This is a genomic window from Marinobacter sp. (assembly GCF_041686475.1).
Classification (GTDB): Bacteria; Pseudomonadota; Gammaproteobacteria; order Pseudomonadales; family Oleiphilaceae; genus Marinobacter.
Genome location: NZ_JAWLDU010000004.1, coordinates 1 through 22,200 on the forward strand (window position 1 = coordinate 1; position 22,200 = coordinate 22,200).

22 protein-coding genes are annotated in these 22,200 nt (G+C 58.0%); 10 read left to right on the forward strand and 12 right to left on the reverse strand.

The window, feature by feature from the left end; genetic code table 11:
* On the reverse strand, positions 1-620 hold a 620-nt coding region (locus ACESMB_RS01690; RefSeq protein ID WP_372970819.1), incomplete at its 3' end, for an FAD-dependent oxidoreductase.
* A 174-nt stretch (positions 621-794) separates the two neighbouring features.
* Here ACESMB_RS01690 and ACESMB_RS01695 point away from each other — a divergent pair.
* Positions 795-1,451, forward strand: a complete 657-nt coding sequence (locus ACESMB_RS01695; RefSeq protein WP_372970790.1) for a LysE family translocator — start codon at positions 795-797, stop codon at positions 1,449-1,451.
* A gap of 52 nt (positions 1,452-1,503) precedes the next feature.
* On the opposite strand, the gene ACESMB_RS01700 is transcribed toward ACESMB_RS01695, so the two are convergent.
* Positions 1,504-2,550, reverse strand: coding sequence for a 3-deoxy-7-phosphoheptulonate synthase (locus tag ACESMB_RS01700; protein ID WP_372924930.1), 1,047 nt, complete (start codon positions 2,548-2,550; stop codon positions 1,504-1,506).
* A gap of 361 nt (positions 2,551-2,911) precedes the next feature.
* On the opposite strand from ACESMB_RS01700, the gene ACESMB_RS01705 reads away from it, so the two are divergent.
* Positions 2,912-3,694: a secretin N-terminal domain-containing protein gene (locus ACESMB_RS01705; protein ID WP_372924931.1), complete on the forward strand. Its 783-nt coding sequence runs from the start codon at positions 2,912-2,914 to the stop codon at positions 3,692-3,694.
* 6 nt (positions 3,695-3,700) lie between these two features.
* On the opposite strand, the gene ACESMB_RS01710 is transcribed toward ACESMB_RS01705, so the two are convergent.
* Positions 3,701-4,237 carry a DnaJ domain-containing protein gene (locus tag ACESMB_RS01710; RefSeq protein WP_372924932.1) on the reverse strand — a complete coding sequence of 179 codons (537 nt, stop codon included), beginning with the start codon at positions 4,235-4,237 and terminating at the stop codon, positions 3,701-3,703.
* A 319-nt stretch (positions 4,238-4,556) separates the two neighbouring features.
* Between ACESMB_RS01710 and ACESMB_RS01715 the strand changes: the two genes are divergently transcribed.
* The 6 genes from ACESMB_RS01715 to ACESMB_RS01740 all read left to right on the forward strand — a co-directional run bounded on the left by ACESMB_RS01715 (position 4,557) and on the right by ACESMB_RS01740 (position 12,222).
* Positions 4,557-5,660, forward strand: a complete 1,104-nt coding sequence (locus ACESMB_RS01715; protein WP_372970791.1) for an efflux RND transporter periplasmic adaptor subunit — start codon at positions 4,557-4,559, stop codon at positions 5,658-5,660.
* Positions 5,660-8,743 carry an efflux RND transporter permease subunit gene (locus ACESMB_RS01720; RefSeq protein ID WP_372924934.1) on the forward strand — a complete coding sequence of 1,028 codons (3,084 nt, stop codon included), beginning with the start codon at positions 5,660-5,662 and terminating at the stop codon, positions 8,741-8,743. Before ACESMB_RS01715 ends, ACESMB_RS01720 begins: the two co-directional genes overlap by 1 nt.
* The gene (locus ACESMB_RS01725) at positions 8,740-9,063 is read left to right on the forward strand and encodes a DUF3301 domain-containing protein (RefSeq protein WP_372924935.1); all 324 of its coding nucleotides are present in this window, start codon (positions 8,740-8,742) and stop codon (positions 9,061-9,063) included. The genes ACESMB_RS01720 and ACESMB_RS01725 overlap by 4 nt, the downstream gene beginning before the upstream one ends.
* 143 nt (positions 9,064-9,206) lie before the next feature.
* Positions 9,207-9,947 (forward strand): substrate-binding periplasmic protein, encoded by a 741-nt coding sequence (locus tag ACESMB_RS01730; protein ID WP_372924936.1) that lies wholly within the window; start codon positions 9,207-9,209, stop codon positions 9,945-9,947.
* Between the two features lie 104 nt (positions 9,948-10,051).
* Positions 10,052-11,347: a pyridoxal phosphate-dependent aminotransferase gene (locus tag ACESMB_RS01735; RefSeq protein WP_372924937.1), complete on the forward strand. Its 1,296-nt coding sequence runs from the start codon at positions 10,052-10,054 to the stop codon at positions 11,345-11,347.
* 50 nt (positions 11,348-11,397) lie between these two features.
* Complete coding sequence (locus ACESMB_RS01740) at positions 11,398-12,222, forward strand: inositol monophosphatase family protein (protein ID WP_372924938.1); 825 nt, start codon at positions 11,398-11,400, stop codon at positions 12,220-12,222.
* Between the two features lie 24 nt (positions 12,223-12,246).
* On the opposite strand, the gene slmA is transcribed toward ACESMB_RS01740, so the two are convergent.
* The 9 genes from slmA to ACESMB_RS01785 form a co-directional block, all read right to left on the reverse strand.
* A complete protein-coding gene (gene slmA / locus ACESMB_RS01745) occupies positions 12,247-12,843 on the reverse strand; it encodes a nucleoid occlusion factor SlmA (RefSeq protein WP_372970792.1) in 597 nt (198 codons plus the stop codon).
* Positions 12,844-13,017: 174 nt separating this feature from the next.
* Positions 13,018-13,827: a thiazole synthase gene (locus ACESMB_RS01750; protein ID WP_372924940.1), complete on the reverse strand. Its 810-nt coding sequence runs from the start codon at positions 13,825-13,827 to the stop codon at positions 13,018-13,020.
* Between the two features lie 50 nt (positions 13,828-13,877).
* The gene (thiS, locus tag ACESMB_RS01755) at positions 13,878-14,078 is read right to left on the reverse strand and encodes a sulfur carrier protein ThiS (protein WP_372924941.1); all 201 of its coding nucleotides are present in this window, start codon (positions 14,076-14,078) and stop codon (positions 13,878-13,880) included.
* Between the two features lie 25 nt (positions 14,079-14,103).
* A complete protein-coding gene (locus ACESMB_RS01760; protein ID WP_372924942.1) occupies positions 14,104-14,496 on the reverse strand; it encodes a DUF423 domain-containing protein in 393 nt (130 codons plus the stop codon).
* Positions 14,486-15,286, reverse strand: coding sequence for a symmetrical bis(5'-nucleosyl)-tetraphosphatase (locus ACESMB_RS01765; protein WP_372924943.1), 801 nt, complete (start codon positions 15,284-15,286; stop codon positions 14,486-14,488). The genes ACESMB_RS01760 and ACESMB_RS01765 overlap by 11 nt, the downstream gene beginning before the upstream one ends.
* A complete protein-coding gene (rsmA, locus tag ACESMB_RS01770) occupies positions 15,279-16,109 on the reverse strand; it encodes a 16S rRNA (adenine(1518)-N(6)/adenine(1519)-N(6))-dimethyltransferase RsmA (RefSeq protein ID WP_372970793.1) in 831 nt (276 codons plus the stop codon). The genes ACESMB_RS01765 and rsmA overlap by 8 nt, the downstream gene beginning before the upstream one ends.
* A complete protein-coding gene (gene pdxA / locus ACESMB_RS01775) occupies positions 16,106-17,107 on the reverse strand; it encodes a 4-hydroxythreonine-4-phosphate dehydrogenase PdxA (RefSeq protein WP_372924945.1) in 1,002 nt (333 codons plus the stop codon). The genes rsmA and pdxA overlap by 4 nt, the downstream gene beginning before the upstream one ends.
* A complete protein-coding gene (locus ACESMB_RS01780; protein ID WP_372924946.1) occupies positions 17,104-18,429 on the reverse strand; it encodes a peptidylprolyl isomerase in 1,326 nt (441 codons plus the stop codon). Before ACESMB_RS01780 ends, pdxA begins: the two co-directional genes overlap by 4 nt.
* 63 nt (positions 18,430-18,492) lie before the next feature.
* Positions 18,493-20,769 carry an LPS-assembly protein LptD gene (locus tag ACESMB_RS01785; RefSeq protein WP_372970820.1) on the reverse strand — a complete coding sequence of 759 codons (2,277 nt, stop codon included), beginning with the start codon at positions 20,767-20,769 and terminating at the stop codon, positions 18,493-18,495.
* 320 nt (positions 20,770-21,089) lie between these two features.
* On the opposite strand from ACESMB_RS01785, the gene ACESMB_RS01790 reads away from it, so the two are divergent.
* Both ACESMB_RS01790 and ACESMB_RS01795 read left to right on the forward strand, forming a co-directional pair.
* On the forward strand, positions 21,090-22,127 hold the full coding sequence (locus ACESMB_RS01790; protein WP_372924947.1) for an aminoglycoside phosphotransferase family protein: 1,038 nt from the start codon (positions 21,090-21,092) through the stop codon (positions 22,125-22,127).
* Positions 22,124-22,200, forward strand: a 77-nt coding sequence (locus ACESMB_RS01795) for a sugar phosphate nucleotidyltransferase (protein WP_372970821.1), incomplete at its 3' end; no start/stop codon positions are given. The genes ACESMB_RS01790 and ACESMB_RS01795, both read left to right, overlap by 4 nt.

The window sequence follows — 22,200 nt, forward strand, 5'->3', positions numbered from 1 at the left end:
CCCACGCCGCCACTGACACCAAACATCCGCACCCGCACACCCAGCCGGTGGAGTGCCTGCCCCAGTTCCAGGCCAATGATGCCGGGGCCGAATACCGCCACTGATTGTGGCAGGTCCTCCCACTCAAAGATGTCGTCGTTAACGATCAGTCGATCCTTGGCGTCCTTGAGAAATCCGGGGATGCTCGGCCTCGACCCCGTGGCGATGACCACTCGCCCGGCCTCTATTTCCAGGTTATTGCCGACAATGATCCGGTGTGGTGACAGGAAACGGGCGTGACCCCGGACGCGATGTTCCTCGGGGAAACCCTCGACAGCTTCCAACACGAAACTCACGAACCGATCCCTCTCACTGCGCACTCTTTCCATCACCGCCTTGCCGTCAACGCGAACCTCACCGGGATGCACTCCAAACATCGGTGCCCTGTGCAAGTGATGGACGCTGTCTGCTGCGGCAATCAGCAGTTTGCTGGGCATGCAGCCGACCCGGGCACAGGTCGTCCCGTAGGGGCCACCCTCAATCATCACAACGTTGTCGGTATGTTTGCGGGCAGCACGATAGGCCCCCATGCCAGCGGTACCCGCACCGATAACCGCGACATCTACCTTGCGTTTGTCCACGTCAACAACTCCTTGCCAATCGGAATGTTTCATACACTCGCCTGAGTATAGAGGGGAAATCAGTTAATGGTTCAGTTCCGTGTCAGGCACTCGTTGCAACCTGCACAGGACTTTTCATGCCCGAACTTCTAGACTGACATCCTGCCCCGGAATCGCCCCAGGAGACAAACAGGCATGCACAATTACTGGCCGGAGTTCATTACCGTTGCCATCGTTCACTTCCTCGCCGTCGCCAGCCCCGGCCCGGACTTCGCCGTGATGCTTCGCCAGGCCCTTTGCCAGAGTCGCCGCAACGCGCTGCTGACCGCCTTCGGCATCGGCACGGGCATACTCATTCACGTGGGCTATTCCCTGCTGGGGATCGGCCTGATAATCCAGCAGTCCCTGGTGCTGTTCAGCATTCTCAAGGTGGTGGGCGCCCTTTATCTCACCTGGATTGCTATTCAGTGCCTGCGTTCGAAGGCTCGCAGCATCCATGTGGAAACTGTCAACGGCGAACAACAGTCCGGGCCGGCAGCTTTTCGCCTGGGTTTTCTCACCAACGCCCTGAATCCCAAGGCAACGCTGTTTTTCGTGTCACTATTCTCTGTGATCATCAGTCCCGGCACATCAATCGCCATTCAGTCCGCCTATGGCATCTACATGGCGGTTGCAACGGGGCTGTGGTTTATGGCGGTAGCGGTATTCTTCACGCTGCCGCAAATCCGCAAGGGTTTTAACCGCTTCGGCTACTGGCTGGACCGCCTTATGGGAGGCGTCTTACTGTTGCTCGCAGGACAGCTGCTATTTTCAACGGTTTCCGGAGAGGGCAGCATTCAGGGCAAAGAGTGACCTGAAATGCCCTGGGCAAACCGACCAGACCGGCGCATGCACCAGAGCCTGCTCAAAGGCCACGCAACAATTCTTCCGTTTGCGCCCAGCTGATACAGGGATCGGTGAGGGAACAGCCGTAGACCAGATCATCGGAATCGTTCTGACGACCTTCTTCGAGAAAACTTTCCAGCATCAAACCGACAATCTTTGAATTACCGGCGCATTTCTGAGCCATTACTTCCCGTGCAATATCAATCTGTCGCTCTGATTTTTTCTCGGCATTGTCATGACTGCAATCAACCATCAATGAAGCAGAAACGCCCGCGGTGGACAAGGCATCCATAGCTTCCCGGATACTATCGGCATCGTAATTGGTAATACCCCGGCCACCACGCAAAACCAGATGCGTATCGGGATTGCCCCCGGTGGTAATCATCGCCGGCGCACCATTGCTCCCCACTCCGAACCGGTGATGAGGATGCGAAGCTGACTTCATGGCATTAATAGCCACGCCAATACTGCCATCGGTGCCGTTTTTGAACCCCGTTGGCATCGGCAGACCACTGACCATTTCGCGGTGTACCTGGGATTCCGTAGTGCGGGCGCCAATGGCGGTCCAGCTGACCAGGTCGCCAAGGTAGTCCATGGCGAAGGGACTCAGGGCTTCGGTGGCCAGGGGCAGGCCCATGTCTGACAGGTTCAGCAACAGCCGGCGGGAACGGAGCAGGCCTTCGTTGAGATCGCCGGTCCCGGTGCGCTCCGGGTCGTAAAGCAGGCCTTTCCAGCCGACGGTGGTGCGGGGTTTTTCAAGGTAGGAACGCATGACAATCAGGAAACGGTCACTGACTTCGTCCGCCAGTGCCTTGAGTTTTTCACCGTACTCCAGCGCGGCCACTTCGTCGTGTATGGAGCAGGGACCGACGACCACCAGCGTTCTTGCATCCTTACCGTTCAGGACCCGGCGGATGGCTTCACGGTGGCGGTGTATCTGCGCCTGTACGTGGGCCGGCACCGGCAGCCTGGTGCGAAATGCCGCCGGCGTCGGCAGCAGAACTTCTCCACCCACACTCTCCATCTGTGGTGGCTGGTTAGTCTGGTTCAGCGTCTCGATGTTCATGGTCAGTGTTCCCGTTTCCCTGTGTCAGAATCAGAAAAGCCCCGGCTGGGCTACCAGTCGGGGCTTTTTCGAGTCCGGTGGCAGCCTGGGTTTCTGCCGGGCTGCCTTCCTCGTTATTCGGTCGATGAAGATCCTATGGGCGGCCCGGGCTGTGGCTAAAATAAAAGCCATAACCAAACCACCAGAAAAACACAGCAGCGACCGAGGCCAACGGTTTTTCACCGAAAGCTTGCAGAACATTCAATTGACAGGTCGCGTGTGTCGTCTTCATGCTTTCCAATATATCTCTCAGGTTTCCGGCTTTGCAACCCGTAAATCCGGTTTTTGCGGAATTTCCGCTCAATCCTTCGCGGAGTTTTCGATGAACACTCTCATTGTATCGCCAACAGCGGCTATTCTGGCATGTCTCCTGCTGTTTTCAGCAACCGTTGACGCAAGTCCCGAGGCACGCACCTACCAGATGAACCAGCGCGCCGCCGAGGATGTGGCCCAACAGATTCGCGAGCTCTATCCCGACGGCCAGGTTTCAATTACCGCCAGGGGCCAGCAGATGGTGGTGCGCGGAGACCCATCCGTACTGGATGAAATCGGTATGCTGGTGGAAACCATGGATGTGGCGCCTGCACAGATGCGAATCACTGTCCGCTCCCGCAACAATGTTGACAGCAAAAGTGGCGGCGCGGGTGTCTCGGGGAACAACAAACAGGTCAACGTCCAGGCGGAACGCAAGGTCACCACCACACGCCGCAATCAGGAACGCACTCTGATGGTTCAGGATGGCCAGTCCGCCCACATTACCTCGGGGCAGGTTCGCAGCGTACCGGTTGCCATTCGTGGCGGGCGCAACCCGGCCGCCTTTCTCGACCAGGTGGAAACCCGCAGCGGGTTTCTGGTGAGCCCCCAGGTGATTTCTGATCAGGCCATTGAACTGAACATTGTGTCTTTTGAAGAGGACCCTGAGGGAGACGTTCCCGGCTATGAAACCGAAGCCCTGATGACCATCCGCAGGGTAGAACCTGGTGAATGGGTAGAACTCGGCAGTACCCGTGAGCGAAGTGCGGGCAGCCAGTCCGGAATAACCTACCAGACCAGCGGCGACAGCCGGCGGAACCAGACCTTCGAGGTAATGGTGGAGGTCCTCTGAGTACCGTCAGGCCTGATGACTGAGCAATACGGCCTTCGCCTCGTTGATTTTTGCAGCCAGGTAATCGTTGCCACCCCGGTCGGGATGCAGCTTTTGTATCAGCCGCCGATGCGCCTGAACAACCTCGTCCCGTGAACAGCCCGGAGCAACACCCAGAATTTCGCACGCTTCCTTGAGTGGCATATTGCCCGAACTGGTTTGTGCCTGATAATGCTGCCCCTCGCGATTCTGGTGGGCGTCTGCATTGTGGGACGACCCCGCACCTCTGTTATCTGCGCCTTCTCCCTGGCCGAAAATACGGCCAATCATGGGCGCAAACCTGAGTAATGCAGGCAATTTTCTCAACAGCGGCAAAACGGCGGCAACGGCGGCAGTCAGCACATGTATCCGGCCGGTCAGCACCAAAAACAGCAACAGGGCGCCTCCACTAACCAGCAAAATCTTCCAGGTCGCTGCCTTTTTCTTTTCGGGGGTTAACGCTCCCCATCTTTTCAGTACAATAAAGGCTGCAGCCGTCAGGGCAATACCAAGAATCCAGTGCATTCTCTAATCCTTATTGGCACCCGGGCCGTACAAATCGTTTCGGTGTATGGCACCATAGCCGGAAACAGGGCTCCTGGCATCAACCTTAAGACCCTATTTACGTCCTTGGCCAACGCGGTAATTGTACGCATATTTACTGACAAATCGGTGACAAAGCACCACGGCATTGTATAGGATGCTATGCATTACGCTTTGTCCTTTTTGTCTCATCAAAACCGTCGTCCTGCTCGCCGGGCACCTCGTTCACCGGGATCGGCGGTCCGAGCCTACAAAACTGACACGATCACCTGCAACAGACATACGACCCAGGATCTGAACTATGCGCACTGCCTCCCGCTTCCTGATTGTAATCATCTTTCTCGGCGTCGTACTTGGCGGCATTTTCGGTTACAAGTTCTACCAGTTTGGCCAGATGGAAGAGCAGGCCTCCCAACCGCAACCTCCGGCAAAAATTTCTGCAACCACCGCGAAAGCTGAACAATGGACGCCCGAGCTCAAGGCGGTTGGCAGTATCAAGGCGGTCAACGGCATTGAGGTTGCGAATGAGTTGCCAGGCGTGGTTGAGACCATCAGCTTCGAGTCAGGTGATTCGGTTGAAAAAGGGGACGTTCTGATCCGGCTTGATGCTGCCATCGACGAGGCAGCACTGCGCACACGACGGGCCGAAGCCCAGCTGGCCGAGCAGGAGTTCAAACGGGCATCTGATCTGCTTCCGAAACGCGCGGTGTCCCAGTCCCGGTATGATGAATCCAAGGCCAACTTCGATGCCGCCCGTGCCCGCGTCAATGAAGCCGAAGCCCAGCTGAGCAAGAAGGTTATCCGTGCGCCATTTGACGGCAAACTGGGCCTGCGCCTGATAGACCAGGGTGAATATATCGGTACCGGCACCCCCATCGTCGAAATCAACATGCTTGATCCAATCTACGTGGATTACACGCTTTCCGAGAAAGACCTGCCACGGGTTGACCGCGAATACGATGTGACTGCAACGGTCGCAGCGGTTCCTGATCGCACCTTCGAAGGCAAGGTAAGCGCCATCAACACCTCGGTAAATCCTGAAAGTCGCACCGTGCGTATTCGTGCCACGCTGGAAAACGAAGATAACCTGCTGCGCCCGGGGATGTTTGCAACAATTGCTACCCGCCAGCCGGAAGATCGTGATGTTATTACCCTGCCTCGCACCGCCATTTCCTACAATACCTACGGCGATTATGTCTTTGTTGTGGAAGAGAATGACGATGGCGACCTGATTGTTAACCGCCGCACAGTGCAGACCGGTGATACCCGTGACGGCCGTGTTGCAGTCACCGATGGCCTGGAAGAGGGTGAACGGGTCGTCTCCAAAGGCCTGCTGAGATTACGCGCGGAACAGAAAGTCGAAATCCAGGAAGATAGCGACAAGTCGGCGGAGGCGTCCGAGTAATGCGTTTTACCGATATATTCGTTCAGCGCCCCGTCCTTGCCACGGTGGTCAGCCTACTCATCCTGTTACTGGGTGCGCGGGCCGCCATGGAAATGGAAATACGCCAGTATCCGGAGCTGGAAAGCACGACCGTAACCATTACCACGTCCTACCCGGGCGCGAGTTCTGAACTGGTGAAAGGGTTTATTACCACCCCACTGCAACAGGCCATCGCTGAAGCCAGCGGAATTGATTACCTGACCTCCACCAGTTCACAGGGCCAGTCCACCATTGAAGCCAAGATGGAGCTGAACTACGACGCCAACGCCGCACTGGCAGAGATTCAGGCCAAGGTTGCCAGCCAGCGCAACGTGCTTCCCGCGGATGCACAGGACCCGGTAATCACTTCGACCACAGGTGACGACACGGCCCTGATGTACATCGCTTTTTACAGCGATGAGTTGAAAGTTCCACAGATCACCGACTATCTCACACGGGTTGTCCAGCCCAAGCTTCAGGCACTATCCGGAGTCGGCAAGGCCGATCTGCTGGGCCGCAAGTTCGCGTTGCGGGTGTGGCTCGATCCGGAGCGGCTGTCAGCAGTGGACATGACGCCCAATGAAGTTGTAGACGTGCTGCTGAGAAACAACTATCAGGCCGCCGTGGGGAATACGGAAGGCAAGTACACCAAGATCAGCATGACCAGTGATACCGATGTCGGTGATCCCGAGCAGTTCAAGGATCTGGTAGTGAAGGAGTCCGACGGTTCCCTGATACGCCTGCAAGACATCGCCAGGGTCGAACTGGGTTCCGAAACCTATGACCAGCTTGCGCTGTACAAGGGACAGCCGGCCACCTACGTTGCCATCGAGCTTTCTCCCGGTGCCAATCCGCTTACCGTTGCCGAGAAGGTGAAAGACGAGCTCCCTGGCATCGAAAGCCAGTTGCCTTCGGGCCTCAACGTTCGCCTGGCCTACGACGCCTCTGACTTTATCGACAACTCCATCAACGAGGTGATCAAGACCCTGCTGGAGGCGATGGGCATCGTGCTGGTGGTGGTTTTCCTCTGCCTCGGGTCCGTCCGGGCTGCTGTGGTTCCCTCTGTTGCGGTTCCACTTTCCCTGATCGGTGGCGCATTCGTCATGCTGATGATGGGGTTCTCTCTCAACCTGCTGACGTTGCTTTCCATGGTTCTTGCCATCGGCCTGGTGGTGGACGACGCCATCATCATGGTGGAGAACGTTCACCGTCACATCGAGGAAGGTGAATCCCGTTTCGATGCGGCGATCAACGGCGCCCGCGAAATGGCCACGCCCATCATCGCCATGACGACTACACTGGTAGCTGTCTATGCGCCAATCGGGTTCATGGGCGGCCTTGTGGGCTCACTGTTTACCGAATTTGCGTTCACCCTGGCGGGCACTGTTGTGATTTCCGGCATCGTGGCACTGACCCTGTCCCCCATGCTGTCAGGCAAGATTCTTAAACCCCATGGCAATCCCGGACGCTTCGAACAACTGGTTGAGCGCAGCTTCAATGGGCTTGCCAACGGCTACAAGAGCGCACTCAGCTCGCTGATGGACACCAAATCGGTGGTCATCTTCTTTGCAATCGTGGTGCTGGGTTCCATCTATTTCATGGTGTCGATGAGCCAGAACGAGCTGGCACCGACTGAAGACCAGGGCATCCTGTTCTACCAGGGAACGGCTGCCCAGACATCCACCCTGGATTATCTCCAGGAACACGGCGACGAAGTGCAGCAGCGGATGTCGACAGTGCCCGGTTACAACGAAGACTTCATGATCCTCGGGATCACCGCGCCAAATGCCGTATTCGGCGGTTTCAAGATGGAGCCATGGGGCGACCGCGATATCAGCCAGTCCGAAGCCCAGCCACTGCTGGATAAAGAGCTGAAGAATGTGACCGGCCTGGAAACTGCGGTATTCCCACGCCCGTCCCTGCCGGGTTCCGGCGGCGGTCTGCCCTTCCAGTTCGTCATCACCACCGGTGAGAGTTACGAGCGCCTGAACGACATTGCCGACGAACTCCAGGGTAAGGCAATGGAAAGCGGTAACTTCATGTTCCTGCAGAAATCCATCGATTTCGATCGCCCGGTTACCCAGGTCAAGGTTGACCGGGACCGGGTAGCCGACCTGGGCCTTTCCATGCAGGACGTTGGCCAGGCCATGTCCAGCATGCTCGGCGGCGGCTACATTAACCGTTTCAGCATGCAGGGACGCTCCTACCAGGTCATCCCCCAGGTGGACCAGGAATTCCGCACGGACGAGCAGGCGCTGAATGACTACTACATCCGTGCCGATGGCGGCCAACTGGTTCCTCTCTCCAGTGTTATCAGCTTCGAGAAGGCGGTAGAACCTTCCCAGAGGACCCAGTTCAACCAGCTGAACTCACTGACCCTGGAAGGTGTGATAACACCGGGTGTGACCGTGGGCGACGCCATGGCCTTTATGGAAGACTCCGCCGGCGAGAGTTTCCCCCAGGGCTTCTCCTATGACTACACCGGTGAGTCGCGGCAATTTGCCAATCAGGGCAGCGCACTGATGGTGACATTTTTCCTGTCACTGCTGGTGATCTATCTGGTGTTAGCAGCGCAGTTCGAAAGCTGGCGTGATCCGTTCATCATCCTGGTGTCCGTTCCCATGTCGGTCGCCGGTGCCATGGCGTTTATTGTGCTCGGCTTCGCCAGCATGAACATCTATACCCAGGTAGGCCTGATTACACTGATCGGGGTGGTGTCGAAAAATGGCATCCTGATCGTGGAATTCGCCAATCAGCTTCAGGTGGACCGGGGGCTGAACAAGCGCGATGCCGTCATAGAGGCTGCGGCCATTCGCCTGCGGCCGATCATCATGACGTCCCTGGCGCTGATCTTCGCCATGGTGCCACTGCTGATCGCCGTGGGCCCCGGCGCCGAGAGTCGCTTCGCCATCGGCCTGACCATCAGCACTGGCCTTGGCATCGGCACGCTGTTCACCATCTTCGTGCTGCCGGCATTCTACATCCTGCTGGGTCGTGACCATCACGGCTCTGCTGCCAGTGAATACGGGAATGGTGACAACGGAACGACGGCCCCGGCGTCATGACGCTGGGAACACTGTTCTGGTTGTTTGTGGCCGGGTTCGCTGTCTGGTACTGGTGGCGGGCCAAGGCCATAAAGGACTTTGTGCTGCAGGCAGCCAGAAACTACTGCAAGAAAATGGATGTCATGCTGCTGGACGAAGCGGTGTATCTTCGTGGCCTATGGTTCAAGCGCGACGAAAATGGCCGTATCCGGGTGTGGCGCCGCTTTCTGTTTGATTTCACATCAACCGGCGAAGAACGCTATATCGGCCGCATCATCATGCTCGGCCAGCGCATCGTTCACATGGAACTGGAACCCCATCGTTTCGGCCCTGATCTGTAACCGACCCTTCGCTGCCTGACAGCCCTGACCGTTGACGGGGAATTTCCCGGCACGCAGATCCGTGTCGGGATCGTGCAGTGGATGTTACTGGCAGCTATACTGGACTGATCTGCCCCTATGCACAGTTGTGGATTCAGACGCTGATGTTATCCCGTTTACCTGTCCTGCTGTTTTCGGTGCTGCTGCCCACACTCACCCTGGCAGACACCCATGTACTGAGAGTGGTTACCTCCGAATACCCGCCTTACGAGTATCTGGAAAATGGTGAGGTCAAAGGAAGCCATACGGATACCGTTCGCGAGGTGCTCTCTGCCATGGGCTATCTTCCCGATATCCGGCTTCTGCCCTGGGCCCGGGCAGAAGCCACCACCCGTGCTGGCAGCTCGGACCTGATCTATTCACTGACTTACACCCACGACCGGGACAGCTACTACTACTTCACAGATCCGCTCAGTCAGGCCCGCGACGTTTTTTTCAGCCGTAGAGACAGTGGCCTTCAGTGGCAGGAACTGGATGACCTGGCCGGGTTGCGGATCGGATTGTCCGCCGCATACAGCTATGCGCCAGAGTTCATGGACTGGTTAACAAGGGGTAATGCCAGGGTGACACAGATCAGCCAGGAGTCCCCTGAACTGACCGGGCTCAGAATGGTTACCCTTGGCCGCATTGACCTTTTCATCTGCGAGGAATCGGTCTGTCGCTATCTGATCGACCAACATCTTTCAGAATACCCGGAGTTGTCCGATGTTACCGCCATGTCCGGAACCGTGGGAGCCGAACGGGGTTTCCGGGCTGCGTTTTCACGCCAGCATCCCCGGGGCAAGCAATTGCGGGACGAATTCAATCAGGCCCTGAAGACGGTAAGATCCAAGGACGCGGACTGACATCCCATTGCATCTGCGGCAATCACCTATCAGACAAAACACACAGATTCCGGAAAGGTTTTCTATACTGCGGGTACCACCCAAACAACGGACCGGCCGGAACCATGGACATCCAGACAGACCATCGCTACGCCATCAATCTGAATGTGCGGGGCATACAGCCGTCCGCGACGCTGCGCATCAACGAACTCAGCAACCAGCTTCGTGCAGAGGGCCGCGATATCGTCAAGCTGGGGCTTGGCCAGTCACCGTTTCCGGTACCGGAGCGGGTAGTGGCAGCTCTTCGGGAGCACGCCCATGAGAAAGACTACCTGCCGGTAAAAGGCCTGAAATCACTGCGCGAAGCGATCGCCGGTTACATTAATCGCAGTGAACGCATGCGCTGCAGTTGGGAAGATGTTCTGATCGGCCCCGGGTCCAAGGAATTGCTGTTCATGCTGCAGCTGGCCTATTACGGCGACCTGCTGATTCCACGTCCGAGCTGGGTTTCCTACGCGCCACAGGCCCGTATCATCGGCCGCTCTGTTCACTGGCTGCCCACCCATGCCGAAAACAACTGGCAACTGACTGCGGAAGAACTGGACATCATCTGCCGTGACGACCCTTCCCGTCCGCGCATACTGATCATGAACTATCCGTCCAATCCCACCGGCTGCACCTATACCGATGATCAACTACTGGCCATTGCCAATGTAGCCCGCAAATACAAGCTGATCCTGCTGTCGGACGAGATCTACGGTGAAGTCCATTTCGAGGGCAAACACAAGTCGATTGCCCGTTACTATCCCGAAGGCACCATCATCAGTACCGGGCTGAGCAAATGGGCAGGTGCCGGTGGCTGGCGCCTGGGTACTTTCATCTTCCCTCCGGAACTGCGGCCATTGCAGAACGCCATGGCTATCATCGCCAGCGAAACCTACACCGCTACCAGCGCTCCCATCCAGCATGCCGCCATCGCCGCGTTCACAGGAGGCGCTGACCTGAACGAATACCTGAAGCAGTCACGCAGGGTGTTGAAGGTGGTGGGTGAATATCTCCATCGCAGGCTTACTGCAATGGGCGCCGTGGTACAGAAGCCCGAGGGCGCCTTTTATCTGTTTCCCGATTTCTCCAGTTTTCGCGAGGCTCTTGCACGCCGGGACATAAAAACCAGCCAGGCGCTTTGCCAGTCCCTGCTGGAAGATACCGGCGTCGCGATTCTGCCCGCCAGTGACTTCGGGTTCGTTCCGGACCACCTGGCAGCTCGCCTTGCATTCGTTGATTTTGACGGTGCCGAAGCCCTGGCACTTGCCGGCGATGAATACACCGACCGGGAATTGGGCGACGATTTCGTCAACCAGGCCTGCCCGCGGCTGGTAAAAGCCATGGACAGGATGGAGCAGTGGCTCACCGGGCTGTAAGCGGATCGTGCTAGACTGGCGCCCTCATTTGATGATCGGAGGGCGCCACCTTGTCTGACCCGGAAACCATTGCCACCATCGCGGAGTTTGCCGAAGAGCTGGCCCTGAAAGCCGGCACACTGGTCAAGCGGGAACGTGATGAGAACACCCTGCGCACCAACTACAAGCAACAGACCGAACTGGTCACCCACGCCGACGTAATGGCGGACGAAATGATCACCGGTGCCATTCGCCAGCGCTTTCCGGAGCACCGAATCCTCTCCGAAGAAACCATGCCCGACCTCAGCCAGGCCGAAGAGCTGGACACTCCGCTGTGGATTATCGACCCCATCGACGGCACCGTGAACTACGCCTATGGTCATCCCCAGGTGGCGGTTTCCATTGCTTATGCGGAGAAGGGAAAAGTTCAGGTGGGCATCGTGCATGCGCCTTTTTCCGGAGAAACTTTCCGCGCCGTTCGCGGCAGTGGCGCCACCCTTAACGGCAATACCATAGAACACAGCGCCGCCACTGTACCCAGGGATTCCCTGTTCGCCACCGGCTTCCCCTACACCAAGGACAGCCTGGAACCACTGCTACACCGCCTGGACGCCATGATTCACCAGTGCCGGGATTTGCGCCGCATCGGTTCCGCCGCACTGGACATCTGCTGGGTAGCCTGCGGTCGCCTGGACATCTACTACGAAAACGTCAGCCCCTGGGACTTTGCGGCTGCACGGCTGATCGCCCTTGAAGCCGGCGCGACGGCGGGGCATTTCAGCGAAGTACCGGATGGTTACCCGGCAGACCTTTGGGGACGGGATATACTGATATCGGCGCCAGCGGTATGGAAGCCGGTGCGGCAAATCCTGCGCAAGGCCTCGGGCTACGAGTGATTGAACCTTGGCCACAAGGTTGGATTAAGGGTGGACACCCCAGACTGCCTCAGACACCAACCCCCAGGCCTCCTCAAAATCATTGGAGGGCAACCGGGAAAACGAGGACCGTATAAACCGCTGCACCCTGCCCTCAACAAACACCAGCACAAAATCCGCACCCCGGGCCGAACTGGTCCGTGGCCGCAGGCCCTGGCGAATCTCGCCTTCCTTGAGGGCTTGCCGTACCTGGGTTTCCAGTCTCTCGAAAAACTGCGAGGCGCGCTTGCGCAGGGTGTCGTCCTCACCCATCAGGGCGTCCCCTGTCAGAACCGTGCAAAGCCCGGGGTTACGTTCGGCAAACACCAGCACCAGATGCACCAGCTGCTGCAATCGGACGCGCACGTCTTCCTGTTCCTGCAGGATAACCTGGCAACGGGAAAACACTGCTTCCTCGGCAAATTCGATTAACGCCTCGAACATTTTCCGTTTGCTCGGGAAGTGGCGATACAACGCCGCCTCCGTCACCCCTACGGACTTTGCAAGGCCAGCGGTGGTAATTCTAGCTCCCGGATCTTTCTCCAGGAGTTCAACTAGGGAATGGAGAATCGCCTCCCGGCGACTGGTTTTTTGTTCTGTCATAACAGGACTGCAGCGCTCTGGTTAACTCAGAATTATGGATACAGGCGGGCGCGTCCATTCGGGACCGTAAAAAACAGGGATGTTTTTTACGAGCCTACAGGGACGTATTCACGGCGTGTCCCGAATGGACGCGCCCGCCTGTATTGGCACCTAAGCTCGAAATTGTGCCCTAGATCAGAAAAAGGTGCCATCAATGGGGGAGGACGCACTGGCGTAGAGCTTCTTGGGCATGCGGCCAGCCAGATAGGCATCGCGGCCGGATTCAATCGCCAAACGCATGGCTTTGGCCATGCGGATCGGGTCCTGTGCAAGGGCGATGGCGGTATTCATCAGTACGCCGTCGCAACCCAGTTCCATCGCCAGAGTCGCATCCGATGCTGTTCCAACGCCAGCATCCACCAACACCGGTACATTGGCATTTTCTGCGATAAGACGGATGTTATAACGATTCTGGATGCCCAGGCCGGAGCCGATGGGCGCTCCCAGGGGCATGATGGCGATGCAACCCATCTCTTCCAGGCGTTTGGCCAGCAAGGGATCGTCGGAGCAATACACCATCACCTTGAATCCGTCCCGGATCAACTCTTCTGCGGCCACCAGGGTTTCAGTCATGTTGGGATACAGGGTTTTCTCTTCGCCCAGCACTTCCAGTTTGACCAGATCGTGGCCGTCCAGCAGTTCGCGTGCGAGCTTGCAGGTGCGCACGGCATCCTTCGCGGTGTAACAGCCGGCGGTGTTCGGCAACATGGTGTACCGGTCGGGTGAAACCACGTCCAGCAGATTGGGCTCATCCGGGTTCTGGCCAAGGTTGGTGCGGCGAACCGCGAAGGTGACAATCTCGGCGCCACTGGCCTCAATGGCATGGCCGGTTTCCATCATATCGCGGTACTTGCCGGTGCCAACCAACAGGCGGGACTGATAGACGCGGCCGGCAATTTCCAGCGGTCTGTCTTCGGGAAGGGGTCTTTCGGAACTCTCACTCATGCTGAACACCTGAACCTGTCATTGAAATCGGGAATAAAAAACAACCAGCCTCAACCGCCGCCAATGGCGTGAACGACCTCTACCCTGTCGCCGTCACTGAGGCTGAACTCGGTGTACTGGCTGCGCGGGACAATGTCTTCGTTCACTTCCACCGCCAGGCGTTTACCGGCCAGTGCCAACTGATCAATCAATACAGCCACCGTTGCTTCTTCCGGAAGCTCCATGGGGTCACCGTTTACCTGAACCTGCATAGCCTTACCTGCATAAAGTCTGTTATTAACGCCTGAATCCCGAAATGGTCACCAGTATCCAGCCAACCATGAAGCTGATACCGCCAATGGGTGTTACCGGCCCGACCCAGCGAATGTCTGTGAGCACCAGAAAGTACAGGCTTCCACTGAACAGCAGGATACCTGCGATAAAAAACCCGGCCGCAATACCGAGCAGGTGCCGTGACAACCCCGCAACCGGGAGTACCGCAACCAGAATCAGCGCCAGTGAGTGGTATATCTGATATGTGACGGCAGTCTGGAAAACTTCAAGGCCCCGCTCGCCGAGCACACCCCGCAGTCCATGGGCGCCGAAGGCACCGGCCATGACCGCCAGCAAGGCAAACAGGGCTCCGCAGATCAGTACGATCCGCAGTGGTTCTACGTGTCTAGCAGTCACAGTGGATCTTTTCCCCGGTGTCCAGGTTCATCAGTGTAAGAACACCACCCCAGACGCAGCCTGTGTCCAGCCCGATAAACCGGTTGCTTTCAGTCTGGCCCTCCAGTGCCGCCCAGTGGCCAAAAATCACTCGTACATCGTCCTCGCGCGGAAAGCGAAACCACGGAGCAAATCCCGCAGGTGCCGATGCGGCAGACTCCTTGGCGGCAAGTTCCAGCGTGCCGTCTTCGGCAATAAAGCGCATACGCGTGAAGTAGTTGGTGATCACACGCCAGCGGTCCATTCCGCTGAGTTTTGGGTCCCAGCGTTCCGGCCGGTTACCGTACATCTGCGCAAAATAGCTTTTTGCCTCAGGCCCGCGAATAACCTCTTCAACTTCCTGCCCGTAACGCACCGCTTCATCAACCGACCAGATATGGGGCAACCCGGCATGAACCATCACGAAGTTACGGTCAGCATCGTGGATACACAGGTTCTGTTGCCGCAACCAGTTGAAAAGGTGTTCGTGGTCGTGTGCGTCAAGAATATCCGTGAGGGTGTCCTTGTTCTTGAGGGCATGGCCTCCAAGAGCCACGGCCAGCAGGTGCAGGTCGTGGTTGCCCAGAACCACCACCGCAGAACTGCCCAGGCTTTCGATGTAACGCAGGGTTTCCAGGGAGGATGGGCCACGGTTGATCAGGTCACCGGCGACCCAGAGGCGGTCCCGGGAGGGAGAAAAATTCACCTTGGCAAGAACGTCCAGCAGGCGCTCGTAGCAACCCTGAATGTCGCCAATGGCGTAGTCAGTCATGGTTTACCTCGTCGGCACTTTGGCTTTCGGGTCTGCTGTCCGCCAGCAGGTCGGCAATGGCCACGTACTCGGCCAGGCCGAGATTCTCCGGGCGCAGGCCATCGTTAATGCCGATGCTGTTGAGCTGGTCCACCGTCACCATGCCCGCCAGGGCCTTGCGCAGGGTCTTGCGGCGGGCACTGAAGGCAGTACGTACCACCGCCTGCAACAGTTTGTAGTCCTTCACCGGATACGGCAATGTCTTGTGAGGCACCAGACGGACAATGGCAGAGTCGACTCTTGGAGCCGGGCGAAACGCCCCAGGCCCCACTTCGAACAGCGGCTGCACCCGGCAAAAGTACTGCGCCATGATGCCCAGCCGGCCGTAATTGTTGTCACCGGGAACCGCCGCCAGCCGCTGCACCACTTCCTTCTGCAGCATGAAATGCATGTCCTGCACCACGCCCGAATGGCCCAGCAGGTGGAAAATCAGTGGCGTGGATATATTGTACGGCAGGTTGCCGATGATTCTCAGGGGCCTGTCCTCCACCAGTTCGCCAAAATCAAACTTGAGGGCATCCGCCTGGTGAATGCGTAAGTTGGGATAGTTGAAGAACTTGGTCCTGAGCACCGGGATCAGATCCCGGTCCAGCTCGACCACCTGGAGATCGGGATTGATGGCGAGCATTTCTTCGGTGAGAGCGCCAAGGCCGGGCCCGATTTCCACCAGGGCATCATCCGGCTTGGGATTGATAGCGCGAATGATGCGCTCTATCACTCCGGGGTCGTGGAGGAAATTCTGGCCGAAACGTTTTCTGGCCTGGTGGCCGTGCTTGTTACTCACTCGCTGATTTCTCTTCTTGCGGATTGTGCCATCTGTTCGCCCACCCTGATCGCCGTGTGCAGGCTGCCTGCATCCGCCTTGCCGGTACCCGCCAGGTCCAGAGCGGTACCGTGGTCAACGGACGTGCGAACAATAGGCAGGCCAAGGGTTATGTTAACGGCCCGGCCAAAACCCTGGAACTTGAGCACTGGCAGGCCCTGGTCGTGATACATGGCAAGCACCGCATCGGCGTTGTCCAGCCAGTGGGGGGTGAACAGGGTGTCGGCGGGCAGTGGGCCCTTCAGAGTGATTCCCTCCTGGCGGAGCCTGTCCAGGGTGGGTTCTATTACGTCGATTTCTTCACGGCCCAGGTGTCCGCTTTCACCAGCATGGGGATTGAGGCCGGCAACGAGGATTCTGGGATGTTCAACGCTGAAGAACCTGCGCAGATCGGCATCCAGAATGCGGGTGACCTGGCTCAGGCGCTCGGCGGTTATGGCCGCGGAGACGTCTTTCAGGGGCAGATGGGTGGTCACCAGGGCAATCCGCAGTTCGTCGGTGGCCAGCATCATGACAACACGTTCGACACCGCAGATTTCCTGCAGGAACTCGGTATGGCCACTGAACGCGATATCAGCATCGTTGATGACCCCCTTGTGCACAGGGGCCGTCACCATGCCGTCAAAAAGTCCGTCAAGGCAGCCCCGGGCAGCGGTTCGCAGTGTTTCCACCACATAGGCACTATTGGCCGGGTCAAGCTTGCCCGCATCCGTGGAAGCCAGTCCGTTGATATGCATGACAGAGAGGCGGCCAGCCGCGGTGGCGGGCGGCGTTCCAGGCTGCCAGTCCTCCAGTTCCACGGTCAGCCCGAGCAATTCTGCCCGGGCCTGCAGCAGGTGTTTGCTGGCCACCACGACGATGCCTGGCTGGCGCTGCTCCAGCGCCAGCTGCAGACAGAGCTCCGGGCCGATACCTGCCGGCTCACCGGCTGTCAGTGCAAGGATGACCGGTTGCTTCATGATTCGCTGTTGTCTCCGGACTCTTCGTTCTTGAATTCGATAAAGGCTTCATCGCGGATTTCCCGCAGCCAGTTCTGCAGTTCGGCATCGAATTTGCGACGGTAGATCGCCTGACGGGCTTCTGAATCCCTGACTTCACCGCTGATGTCCTGCTGACGACGATCCTGGACTTCCAGAATATGCCAGCCGAACTGTGACCTGAAGGGCCCCTTGAGCTCCCCGACATCAGCCTGCATCATCGCCTGCTCGAACTCCGGCACCATCTGGCCCGGGCTGACCCAGCCAAGGTTGCCACCATCGGAGCCGGAAACCGGGTCATCCGAATATTCCCGCGCCAGGGCGCCAAAGTCCGCCCCGTTCTCCAACTGCTGGTATATATCCCGGATCGCCTCTTCTGCCTGGCTTTCAGATACGGTTTCTGAGGTACGCACAAGAATATGGCGAACCATGGACTGTTCGATCACTTCGGCTTTTTCACCACCGCGGCTATCCATGACCATCACCAGGTGAAAGCCGCTGCTGTTTTCCAGGACCTGCGACACAGTGCCGGTTTCCAGTTGCGGGACCACATCAGCAACCAGTGATGGCAACTGATTCTTCGCGCGCCAGCCCATGTCGCCACCTTCCAGGGCGCTGCTGGCGTCGGACTCAGCCACCGCAACTTCACGGAAATCCCGGCCGTCCGCGATTTCTTCACGCAACTGCTCGATCTTGTTGCGGGCCTCGGTGACCTGCTCTTCGTCGTTAAAGTCTTCGACTTCCACAAGAATGTGAGCAAGCTGGTATTCCACGTTGCTGCTGCCGTCGCCTGCCGTGGCCTCCAGATAGTTCTCGACTTCCCGGTCTGTAACCCGCACCCGGTTGCCAACCTGGCGTTGCTGGACCCGACTGGTGATCATTTCATTGCGGATCTGTTCGCGGGCTTCCCGATAGGTTACCCCTTCCTGGCTCAGTTGCTGCTCGAACTGTTGCAACGTCATGTTATTGCGCTGGGCGATGGATGCCATGGTTTCGTTGAGCTCGTTATCGCTGATGCGCATACCGGCCCTGTCAGCCATCTGCAGCTGGATAGATTCGGTAATAAGTTGCTCCAGCACCCGCTCTTCAAGAACGTCACGGGGTGGCAGGCCTGTGCCCTGGGCGCGCAGTCTGCCCACGATGGTATTGATCCGGGCTTCCAGCTCGGATTGCAGAATGACATCGTCATTGACCACCGCAACCACCTGATCGAGCAGTTTGCGTTCGGCCTGAACGGTTGCAGACAGGGTCACAACCGTCAGTACCAGTAGTATTTGTGCGCAATGGCGAAGGTTCGCCTTCATAGTCACCTCTGTATGGAAAAATACTGCCTCTCGCCGGGCACACGTTACCCGGTGTGTTATCGATCAGCGACCGCCAAAGCGGCGGCGCTCTCTTTCATCAAAGCCGATAATGGCATCGGATATCTCATCGGATGAACCGCCACTGCCACCCAGCCCCTTGAGCTGTATCTGGAACAGCATGCGGCTCTCAAGCTCCTGGTCATCCGTCAGGTAGTTCTGGTGTACCAACTGGACGCTCCAGCAACAATTGTTGTACTCCAACCCGGCCAGTGACCCAACCGTGCGATCAAGCTCCGAGTCGTGAACCCAGCGGCCGATCAGACTAACACGGTCTGTGACAGGAAAAACGCCCCCAATATCCGTCTGTTCGAACTCGTCTCGCCGGTAGGTGTGGCCCACACTCGCCAGATAACGGTAGTCACTGGAGTGAAATACCAGTTGGCTGCGACCTTCCTCGGTTTTATGAGTGTCTGGCTCCCACAGCCCGGAAGTGCGGATTTCAAGCCCGTCGACCGGACGCAGAAGCATCTCACCGGCCAGTGGCGAATCGCTGGCGTCCGAAGCGCCCTGCCCCGCCAGGGTAACTTCCCGGTCATCGAAGTAATGCACCTGACCTACGCTGAAGCGGGCTCTCTCTGCGCCCGTGAGAAGATCATTGAAGCGGCTGGTCAGCGCCACGGTAAGCTGGTTGGTGTCGCCCACCCGGTCGCCACCACTGAAACGATTAGGCTGGAACAGCCGGTCAAAACTGAAGGAACGGATGGTGGTATCAAAATCCGGGATAAATTCCTGGTCTGCGTCGGCATCTGCCCAGGCGTAGTAAAGACGGGGCTCGAGGGTCTGATTGTAGGGAATGTCGAACACACTGGACTGTCGGTCGAAATACAGCCCGGAATCCCATTCCGCGATCGGCACGGTGCGATCGAATCCCGGGTCCCGACGATTGTAATCTTCCAGTTCGTAACGGGTGTAATCCACACTGACCGATGGCCTCGCATAGCCCCATAGCGCACGCATGGGCAGGGCCACCTCCGGTATTGCCCTGACGCGCTGGCCGTTGGCGCGATCCAGACCGGTCAGGTCGGCGTTATCGCGATAGAAGTAGGTATACTGGCTTTCCAGTAACAATTCTGCAGGGCCAGCATCCACCGCGGCACCGTATAGGACTTCCGGCAGTTGTGAGTAGGGCACATTTTCATCGGCAATAAAATCGCTGATGGTCTGATAGCCGCTGAGATAGGTCTCGAAATACTGAGAGGAATCCCGGTAGCGAACGCCACCACGGCGTTGCAGATGGGTGGCCTGGTTAATCTCAAGGTTGCGATTCAGGTCACTCAGGTAGTCATCGTCACTGACGGCGGAATAGTCACCATAGCCGCTCCAGCCGCCTCCCAGGGCTGCACGGGTACTGAAATCCAGACCCCAGCGTTCACCATCCTCGCCGGGAAACTCACGTTCGAATTCGGTATCGTTGCCGGCATAGCCCACCTGCAGTACCGACTCCCCGAGACTGCTCAGGTAACGCCCTTCCGCCTCGGTAAACAACCCGCGCCCGTGGATATACTGGGGCGTCAGGGTGGCATCGTAATGCGGTGCCAGGTTCAGATAGTAAGGCACTGAGAAAAAGGCGCCACTGCCGGTATTCGACGTACCGAAAGACGGGTAAAGGAAGCCGGTCTTGCGGCGATCATCAATGGGGAAACTGGCGTAGGGCCAGTAGAAAACCGGAATATCGCTGATCTCCAGGCGTACATGCTTCGCCGTACCGACGCCCTCGCCCTGGTCCAGATGGATGTCAGAAGCCACAATCGACCAGTCGTTGCTATCAGGGGCACACGTGGTCAGCGAGCCCCGACGTATCTGCACCTGATCTTCGGCGGTGCGGGACAACTGCGTGGCAGAGCCCCGCATTTCCGGGCCGTGTAAAAGGAAAGTCGCGGTGTTGATATCCACCAGGCCACTGTTCACGTCATAGTTGGCACGCTCACCGGTCAGCAGGAACCCTTCACCACGGCTTGTCAGTGGCCCTTCGATTGCAACCGATCCCGCAGCCTGGTCATAGCGCGCCTCTGAACCAGTTACCTTGAAACCCGCCTGTTGCAGGCGGACATCCCCACGGAGGTAGAGCTCATTGTCGATCTCGTATCGTGCATTGAGGCCACTGGCGTGCAAGGGTGCCTGCCCGCCGTTGGCAGTTGCCCCGCCTTCCACACCCGCCGGCACCACAGAGGGGAGATAGCCGCCCTCGCAGAAATCCGGAACAGACCGGCGAACTTCTTCGGGCAATTTCGACTTGGGCCGCCAGTCCGTCTCTGCCGCAGACGGCGATGCCTGGGCCATTACAGTCGGCGCCAGCGCCAATGCAGAACAGCCCGCCAGCAGGACACTCAGGCGCCCGGAACAGCGCCGCAACCGGTGCGTCGATGTTCGCAGCTTCCTTGGTAGGGCTGGCACGATGAGAAGATTCCTGTGCTGAATGGGTTTGCCGTTGCCGGAGACGAACCGACAGCGGCCTAGTTTACACGCCGCCCTTTCCCTTGTTAACGGAAACCGGCCATTGCTGCAAAACCGTTTTACTCTCTATACTGATCTGCTAACTTTCCGCCATGGACCGCAAGGTTCCAAGCCATTAATTTCTGAGCCAGGAAACGACTCAACCCATGGATACCCGCCTGACAATGCTCACCGAATGGGTCAGAGACCTCCCCGGTTTTGACCAGGCAACACCCCGGCCGGTATCCGGAGATGCGAGCTTCCGGCGTTACTTCCGGGTTAGCGGCGACCCACATGGCACCGGTTCACGGCATTATATTGTGATGGATGCGCCTCCTGAACACGAAGACTGCAAACCCTTTGTGGCCATTGCCCATTACTGGCGCAGCCTGGGTATTGCCGTGCCTGATGTGGTTGAGGAAGACCTGACCCGGGGCTTGCTGTTGCTGGAGGATTTTGGCGACCAACTGATGCTGGGCGAACTCAACGCCGACAATGCTGACCGGCTGTACGGGGCGGCAATGGATGAACTGGTGCGCATTCAACAGGCTGGCGATACACCGGATTATCCCCTGCCCGCCTACGACATTCCTCTACTGGACCGGGAAATGGCACTGTTCCCGGACTGGCTGCTGACCAGGAAACTGGGGCTGACTCTGAGCAACGGCGAACGGGCACTGCTCGACACCACCTTCGCGTTCCTGCGGGAAAGCGCCCTGGCCCAGCCAGAAGTGGCAGTACACCGGGACTACCATTCCCGTAATCTGCTGGTTCGCCCCGATACCGAAAGGCCAGGTGTGATTGATTTCCAGGATGCCGTGCGCGGCCCGGTCACCTATGACCTGGTATCTCTGGTGAAGGACTGTTATATCCGCTGGCCGAAGGAACGCGTCAGCCAATGGACAGAGCAGTTCCGCGTGCTCAGTGCCAGCGCCGGCCTCCACAAAGCGGACCGGGAAACCTTCCGCCAATGGCTGGAACTCATGGGCATGCAACGCCATCTGAAAGCTGCGGGCATTTTCGCCAGGCTGGCGATTCGTGACGGCAAGACCGGCTTCCTCAGGGATGTTCCCCGCACCGTTGGCTACCTGGTAGAGGCCAGCAGCAGACAGGCTGCCCTGCGCCATTTCCATGAGTGGCTAACCGACACAGTGGTGCCAGCTATCGAAAAACAGATCGGCCCAGTGGAGACATCAGGCCAGTGAAAGCCATGATCCTCGCGGCCGGCAAGGGCGAGCGCATGCGGCCACTGACACTGACAACCCCAAAGCCGCTCCT

What these genes read in the sequence shown, in the direction of transcription:
- thiS (WP_372924941.1), bottom strand. Translation starts at nt 14,078, where the DNA reads ATGCAGGTTCAGGTAAACGGTGACCCCATGGAGCTTCCGGAAGAAGCA.
- ACESMB_RS01720 (WP_372924934.1), top strand. Translation starts at nt 5,660, where the DNA reads ATGCGTTTTACCGATATATTCGTTCAGCGCCCCGTCCTTGCCACGGTG.
- ACESMB_RS01790 (WP_372924947.1), top strand. Translation starts at nt 21,090, where the DNA reads ATGGATACCCGCCTGACAATGCTCACCGAATGGGTCAGAGACCTCCCC.
- ACESMB_RS01765 (WP_372924943.1), bottom strand. Translation starts at nt 15,286, where the DNA reads ATGACTGACTACGCCATTGGCGACATTCAGGGTTGCTACGAGCGCCTG.
- slmA (WP_372970792.1), bottom strand. Translation starts at nt 12,843, where the DNA reads ATGACAGAACAAAAAACCAGTCGCCGGGAGGCGATTCTCCATTCCCTA.
- ACESMB_RS01695 (WP_372970790.1), top strand. Translation starts at nt 795, where the DNA reads ATGCACAATTACTGGCCGGAGTTCATTACCGTTGCCATCGTTCACTTC.
- ACESMB_RS01785 (WP_372970820.1), bottom strand. Translation starts at nt 20,769, where the DNA reads ATGGCCCAGGCATCGCCGTCTGCGGCAGAGACGGACTGGCGGCCCAAG.
- ACESMB_RS01730 (WP_372924936.1), top strand. Translation starts at nt 9,207, where the DNA reads ATGTTATCCCGTTTACCTGTCCTGCTGTTTTCGGTGCTGCTGCCCACA.
- ACESMB_RS01700 (WP_372924930.1), bottom strand. Translation starts at nt 2,550, where the DNA reads ATGAACATCGAGACGCTGAACCAGACTAACCAGCCACCACAGATGGAG.
- ACESMB_RS01735 (WP_372924937.1), top strand. Translation starts at nt 10,052, where the DNA reads ATGGACATCCAGACAGACCATCGCTACGCCATCAATCTGAATGTGCGG.
- ACESMB_RS01750 (WP_372924940.1), bottom strand. Translation starts at nt 13,827, where the DNA reads ATGAGTGAGAGTTCCGAAAGACCCCTTCCCGAAGACAGACCGCTGGAA.
- pdxA (WP_372924945.1), bottom strand. Translation starts at nt 17,107, where the DNA reads ATGAAGCAACCGGTCATCCTTGCACTGACAGCCGGTGAGCCGGCAGGT.
- ACESMB_RS01725 (WP_372924935.1), top strand. Translation starts at nt 8,740, where the DNA reads ATGACGCTGGGAACACTGTTCTGGTTGTTTGTGGCCGGGTTCGCTGTC.
- ACESMB_RS01780 (WP_372924946.1), bottom strand. Translation starts at nt 18,429, where the DNA reads ATGAAGGCGAACCTTCGCCATTGCGCACAAATACTACTGGTACTGACG.
- ACESMB_RS01705 (WP_372924931.1), top strand. Translation starts at nt 2,912, where the DNA reads ATGAACACTCTCATTGTATCGCCAACAGCGGCTATTCTGGCATGTCTC.
- ACESMB_RS01715 (WP_372970791.1), top strand. Translation starts at nt 4,557, where the DNA reads ATGCGCACTGCCTCCCGCTTCCTGATTGTAATCATCTTTCTCGGCGTC.
- ACESMB_RS01710 (WP_372924932.1), bottom strand. Translation starts at nt 4,237, where the DNA reads ATGCACTGGATTCTTGGTATTGCCCTGACGGCTGCAGCCTTTATTGTA.